The organism is Aequorivita antarctica (assembly GCF_007997155.1).
Lineage (GTDB): Bacteria > Bacteroidota > Bacteroidia > Flavobacteriales > Flavobacteriaceae > Aequorivita > Aequorivita antarctica.
Genome location: NZ_VORT01000025.1, coordinates 1 through 6,786, shown reverse-complemented (window position 1 = coordinate 6,786; position 6,786 = coordinate 1). Strand labels below are relative to the sequence as shown.

General features: G+C 33.5%; 7 protein-coding genes. All 7 read left to right on the top strand.

Annotation, left to right across the window (positions count from 1 at the left end):
- Nucleotides 1-835 precede the first annotated feature (835 nt).
- The 7 genes from ESU54_RS17445 (at nt 836) to ESU54_RS17415 (ending at nt 6,652) form a co-directional block, all read left to right on the top strand.
- A complete protein-coding gene (locus ESU54_RS17445) occupies nt 836-1,717 on the top strand; it encodes a TIR domain-containing protein (RefSeq protein WP_235004644.1) in 882 nt (293 codons plus the stop codon).
- Nucleotides 1,718-2,042: 325 nt separating this feature from the next.
- Nucleotides 2,043-3,200 (top strand): integrase core domain-containing protein, encoded by a 1,158-nt coding sequence (locus ESU54_RS17440; RefSeq protein WP_160113325.1) that lies wholly within the window; start codon nt 2,043-2,045, stop codon nt 3,198-3,200.
- Between the two features lie 55 nt (nt 3,201-3,255).
- On the top strand, nt 3,256-3,669 hold the full coding sequence (locus ESU54_RS17435; protein ID WP_146744063.1) for a hypothetical protein: 414 nt from the start codon (nt 3,256-3,258) through the stop codon (nt 3,667-3,669).
- Between the two features lie 240 nt (nt 3,670-3,909).
- Nucleotides 3,910-4,869, top strand: coding sequence for an AbiTii domain-containing protein (locus ESU54_RS17430; protein ID WP_146744062.1), 960 nt, complete (start codon nt 3,910-3,912; stop codon nt 4,867-4,869).
- 165 nt (nt 4,870-5,034) lie between these two features.
- Nucleotides 5,035-5,559, top strand: a complete 525-nt coding sequence (locus ESU54_RS17425) for a hypothetical protein (RefSeq protein WP_111846072.1) — start codon at nt 5,035-5,037, stop codon at nt 5,557-5,559.
- A gap of 12 nt (nt 5,560-5,571) precedes the next feature.
- Nucleotides 5,572-6,000, top strand: a complete 429-nt coding sequence (locus tag ESU54_RS17420) for a hypothetical protein (RefSeq protein ID WP_146744061.1) — start codon at nt 5,572-5,574, stop codon at nt 5,998-6,000.
- A gap of 181 nt (nt 6,001-6,181) precedes the next feature.
- Nucleotides 6,182-6,652 carry a hypothetical protein gene (locus tag ESU54_RS17415; RefSeq protein ID WP_146744060.1) on the top strand — a complete coding sequence of 157 codons (471 nt, stop codon included), beginning with the start codon at nt 6,182-6,184 and terminating at the stop codon, nt 6,650-6,652.
- Nucleotides 6,653-6,786 lie beyond the last annotated feature (134 nt).

Here is a 6,786-nt window from a genome sequence, read left to right as displayed (position 1 = left end):
CGATAAAAATTGTGCGCTGGAACGCGCTCACTCAAACGGAAATCGTTGAAGAGCTTTTCTTGGTAGATCTTTTTTCCTTGCATACCATGAAATTAAGGAAAATTGGTAACTTGTGCAACAGGCACAATGTATAAAAATAATTGCTCAATTTTGGGCTTAACCAAAGGTAGTTGCAAGTTTACTACGTCTGATTTTCCTGCGGAAAATCCTCGCACGTAAACCCGCAACTATTCTTATACGAGACCGTTGTGGGAGAGTTTAAATGGGCAAAAATTATGTAAGCCGCAGCGGAATGAAACCGAAAAAAGGTTCGGGATTATTTATAAAAAGAAAACACGGTTTTTAGGCTGGGGAATCCCAAAATCCCATCAAGGGCAATTGTTTATTTGCTAACGATAGTAGAATGATTAGCTGGATGCAGAGGTTTTGGCAGGTGTCCTTTTTCGAAGTTGGTACTGGGAATTTTGGGATTCCGTCAAAGGCAATCGCTTATTTTCCTAAGATAGTAGAGGGCAAAACGTGTGAAGATTTTTTTGGTAGGTGTTTTTTTTCGAAGAATTAAAAACCGTGTTTTCGGCAAGCCCCGATGGACTCTCCCCTTTTTTAAAGTCCGGTTAAATAGAAAACCCTCCCACAACATCGGCTATAAGCAATGCTGGGTTTGGGTTTTATTCAAAAGCAATTGTATATTTACGAGGTCGCCAAAACTCTGTTTTGGTGCAAAAATGAAAATTAAGTAAAAAACAAAGTTTTGGCTTCGTGCGAATTTCGAAAATCAGTGAATTTTTGGCGCACTACTCATAGCCGTAACCGTTAGGCACAATACGAAAAAAAAATGGCTACAAGAAAAAAACAAGTGGTAAGTCCCATTACAAAACTTAAAAAACAAAAAGCTGTTTTCGAAAAAGAACTCGAAGACAGAATTGCAATTGGAGAAAGCATTATCGAAGATAGAATTGAAAATGATGAAGATTTTGGAAACGCTAAAAGTCAATATTCGGAATGGACAGATTACAATTTAGAACTTTTAAAACAGTCATTTAATAATCCAGCAAATGAATATTGGAGAAGTTATGACAATTGTACTCAAACAGTAGGATTCACAATGTCAGTTATAGGTGGTGCAAGACCAAAACCAAATCAGGACTTGGTCAACTTTTTAAGAAGAGTCGAATTAAAGTTAGGGAATTTGACAAAACTGAAAAACAAAATTAATCTTTTGAATTCAGATGTAGAAGATGAAGTACTATTATCTGATAATACCCCAATCGAAATTAATATGTCTCAAGTTTTCATAGTTCACGGACACGATGATTTAACCAAAATCACGGTTGAGAGTTTTATTAAAGATTTAGGTTTTGAACCGATTATTCTTCACAAACAAGCATCTTCAGGAAAAACAATAATTGAAAAAATAGAAGCGTATTCCAATGTCGGATTTGGAATTGTATTATATACACCTTGCGATGTCGGCTCAAAACAAATGGAAAAATTAGATTTAAAACCGAGAGCAAGACAAAATGTAGTATTTGAACACGGATATTTAATTGGAAAAATTGGTAGAGAGAATGTTTGTGCGATTGTAAAGGACAATGTTGAAACGCCAAATGATATTACTGGAGTAGTTTACATAGCACTCAATGGAGAATGGAAAATTGATTTAGCAAAGGAACTAAGGAATAGCGGATATAAGGTTGATATGAATAAAGTGGTGTAAAGTACTGTGCCTAACAATGTATAAAAAAAATAGGGCAAGTATGTGCTAAACCCAATGGTTCAGGCGTATTTGCGAGGTCGCCAAATCTTTTGATTTGGCTTTTAGATAAATAATATAAAACAAAATGCAAAAGATTTGGCTTGTGGTTAATCCGAAAATTTATTGTTTATTTTCAGCCCTACTTCTTTTATACCAAACGTTGCCACACATTTGGGTACGGTAAAGGGACATCCTTTACAAAGTTAAAGGGACATAGTTTACACTTTTAAGATTCATAAATTGCTTGAAAAAGCGATTTATCATGGTCTGGAAAGCAAAAACTAAAATGGAACAAAAGGTAGAATTTATTCACGAATGGTTAACCCAAAATTACACCATCACAGAACTTTGTAGGTCATTTAATATATCGCGACCTACCGCTTACAAATTGATTTTTCGGTATGAAAAAATGGGACTATCTGGCTTAATTGAGCAAGAAAGAGCCCCGATTAATCATCCTAACAGAACCGATCAGAAAGTTGAGGATTCAATTCTAAAATTAAAGAACAAACACATGCTCTGGGGCGCCAAGAAAATCCGCATATTGTTGTTTAAACAGTATCCTGAAGAACTTATTCCAAGTGTGGTTACGGTTCACAACATTCTTTTCAAAAACGGTCTAGTTAAACCACAAAAGCGAAGCAGAAGAGTCAAGCCTGTGTATCCAATTTTCGACCCCAAGAAGTGCAATGAAGTTTGGAGCGCAGACTATAAGGGGAAGTTTTTAATGGGTAATAAAATATACTGCCATCCGCTTACTATTGCCGATTCCAAAAGCAGGTTTTTGTTTTCTGCAAAAGGACATTACAAAGAAAACTTTATCTCTGTTAAGCAAGAGTTTACAAAGGTTTTTAGAAAGTATGGCATCCCAAAACAAATACATACCGACAACGGAAGTCCCTTTGGATCTGTAGCTGCTATTCAAAGATATACCAGGCTATCGTATTGGTTTATTGAACTGGGAATAGATCCCGTTTATTCCGATCCGGCACGACCAGATCAGAATGGACGACACGAGCGTATGCACCGTGATTTAAAAGCAGCTTGCGCCAAGCCCTCGTCATTCGATTTGAAGGCCCAACAGCGCAGTTTAAATCGATTTGTAAAAGAATACAACCACATAAGGCCCCATGAATCTTTAGGGATGAAAACACCTGCGGATTGCCATGATTTTTCCAATAGACCATACCCTGAAAAAATAACAAATTATGACTATCCATCAACCATGAAAGTGATGAAGGTGTGCCAAAATGGATCTATGCGGTGGAAATCATATTATTGGGTATATTTAACTGCCGGACTTAAAGGAAAATACGTAGGTGCTGAAGATCAAGGAAACGGAATTTGGAGAGTATTTTATAGAGACGTATTTTTAGGTTACTTTAACGAAAATAACATAAGAGACAAACAAGTATCAATTAGACTGAGTCAAAATCTAGTGTAAAGGATGTGACTTTAACTTTGTAAACCATGTGCCTTAACGAACATTTGAAAAATTTATGCATATTAAAAAATCCTTAATAATAGTTTTTAGTTTTCTATGTATTGGATGTTCATCTGATGAAACTAAAATGACAGAAACAGACAAATATTTGGCAGATAAATTTAATGCTGAATGGGCTGAACTTGGATTTAAAACCTTAAGAACTGAAACTAATAGTAAGTTAACCGAAAATAGACAATTTCTATTTTTTGAAATAAAAAACATGGTTGATATTGAACGAATTATGGACAATACTGACTATTATAAGGAACGAGGAATGACAATTGCGAATTTTATAAAGGATTCAATTCAATATGATGAGCTTCCATTCCAACCGAAAGAAATCCAAATTGACTTTATAAGTGAAAGTGGATTTTATTTACTGAGCAGTGAAAAAAGAAAATCAATTCTGTTTGACTTAAACTATTAATCATACAGGAGAAAAACGTGTGGCAACAAGGTATAAAAAAAATAGGGCAAGTAAGTGCTAAACCCAGTGGTTCAGGCTTATTTTCGAGGTCGCCAAATCTTTTGATTTGGCTTTTAGATGAATAATATAAAACAAAATGCAAAAGATTTGGCTTGTGGATAATCCGAAAGATAATTGCTTATTTACAGCCCTACTTCTTTTATACTAAACGTTAGCGGTCAGGCAAAAAAAACAAACAGAATGAAACAGACATTTTTATTGCAAGAAGTTATTGATGATTTAGTGAATACGGATAAAAGTCTGTCCGCCCCATTAATGAAGTTGAATTACTTTGGGAAACTTATAAAAAACCAAGAATTAGTCGAGTATACAAATTCTGAACTGAATGGATATAAAGAACAGAAAGAAAATATACCATCTTATAGACGAGCAATAGGAACTTTATACATTGATATGCAAATGTACATTCATCGGCATTCTGGGGAATTACCTGTTTCAATGATAGACGAACCCTATAGAAGCTCACTAAGATATGTTTATGTTCGAGAAGGAATTGCGGCAGTAGAAAAACTTGCAAGGGAATCCGAAAGTAATTCTGGAGGACAAATTGAAACAGCTTTACCAATGGAAATGCTTCATATTCTGCAAGGACCTGCAAGAAAGCTTTACAGAAGTGACGCAAGGGTTGACGTAATTGGAGCAAGATTATCAGGGAATGCAAATATTGTTGTAGAAATCCCAAATGCTATTCGAACAAAACTTTTAGACTTTGTTATGTCGATTGCAGAAAAATTTGGTTACAATGTTGAAATAGAAACATTTAATAAAAGAGCAGAAATTAATAACCAAACAATTATAAATCAAATGAATAATACTATTAATAATTCAGGGGACGGAAATATAATTAATACTGGTAACGAAAATCAAATTGAGAATAATGTCACTCTTTATAAAAATGACTTGGCAAGGTTTCAAAGCGAATTGGAAAAACAAGGGATAGACAAGGTTGACATTGAAGAAATTTCTGAAATCATCGCAGTAGAAGAACCAAATATCGGGGATAATAGATTGGGCGAAAAATCAAATAGTTGGATTTCAAAAATCATTAATAAGTCTCTGAACGGTGTAGGAAAAATAGCCACAGGAATTTCAGCGAATATCCTTGCGACTTTGATTAAACAATATTATGGAATGCCATAAAAAAGCCCGAACCGCTAACACGGTATATAAAAAATAGCGGGTTCAGTGATAAATCGAAGTTATGGCATATTAATAAACATAAGTAATAAGCCGAAAGTTTCGGCATTTTAATCCGCTACTTTTCATATACCCAACCGTTGTAAAACATTTGACCAAATCAAGAAAATGCAGGAAACCATCAAAAACAGAATTCCAATTCACGTTGATTTAGCACCAAATCGAGACGAAGTTTATTCTGGAATTTGTTTAAAATCAAATGACAATATCTTTGTATTTATCTGCTTTAATGACGAAACAAAAGAATTTGATGGTTTTGCAATTATTAGAAATTTTGAAATTGACAAATACCGAGAATGGGACGAAGAAGAATTAAGTGAAATAAAGAATAATAATTATACAGAATTTATCGGAAAACTGCCACTCGAAAAAATAAATAATATGTCCGAATGTTTATCGGAATTGGAAAACGAAGAGTTGATTGCAATATTTACAGAAACTGACGATGATTCATATTTTGTTGGACAAATTAAAAATCTAACGAAAAACGAAGTGGAATTAAAATTAATGAATGAAGAAGCGGAATGGATTGAAAATGAAAAAATAAAAATCGCCGAAATAACTTATATTGGATTTCGGACAAGTATTGAAAAAGAGTTACTGAATAAAAACATTTTACAAAACCGTATATAAAAAAGAGCAAGTTTGAAAATTAATGAAATGATAGTATATTGTCTGATTTATCCAATTCTGACTATGACTTTTTTTATGATTTGGATTTCAAAATCGACTTTAGCAGGCGGCGAAATTGGAATGACACCAATACTCGTCGGAATTGTATTGCTAATAGTTTTCGGTATTGAAATGACCTTGACTCTGCTTCTAAAAAAACGACTGACTCGCACTCGGAATAAAATAATCGGATTAATAATAGCTTTTTTTCTTTATGAAATTGTTATGTGGTTTATGAGCGGAACTTTGGTATTGTTGGAATCTTTTCAAGAACCTTTTTACGAGAATATAAGTGGAGCTTATTCATTTTCATCAATCATTTCGCTGATAATAATTCTGATTTTGGTATTAATTAAAAACGGATTGAAAAATAAAAAAAACGTTTTACAACACCGTATATAGCTCATAGCTAGGTAGTTGATTAACCGAAGTTTCAGCATATTTGCGAAGTCCGCCAAATTTTTTAATTTGGCTTATTGAAAAGAAAAGGTAATAAGAAAATTAAAAAATTCGGCTAGTGCTTAACCGAAAATAATCGCTAATTTACACGCTACGAGCCATATACAAATACGTTCTACGCAATTTGAAAAAAACCGAGATACATATAAAAAAAGTAGATTATAAAGGAATCGTTAAACTGATTGACTTAATTAAATATTGGAGAAAACACATCTTTCGTAAAGGATTTACTGAAATGCGAAAATGTGAAATTAACTTATTAGCATTTGACAATAATAATAAAAAAATTGGTTCCATTTATGGTGGAATATCAATTGACCAAGACAATTATGACGGAGAAATTTACTCTCTGAACTGTACGGAATATGATAAAAAAGATTTAATTAAAACCGAACTCTTTAGTCGAATTATCGAGGAATTTAAAAATTCTGATATTAAAAGTGTCTGTGTGGAATTTAATAAAGACGCTGAAATTAAAGCCTTTTATTTAAAAAAAGAACCTGAATTTATAGAAGAAATAACAAACTATGAATATACAAAACGGATTTCAGAAGTGTATGGTTGGAAAGATATTGCGGAAATAAAAACTGCGTAGAACACCGGTAACCGTTGCACAACCCCATAATTTATAAAAACCCAACCCATATAAGCCGCTTTAAGCGGCTTTGTTTTTTTGATCAGGCTTGAAAATGTGCCAAATTTGGAGCTTTTAAAAAAAGCCATGCTACA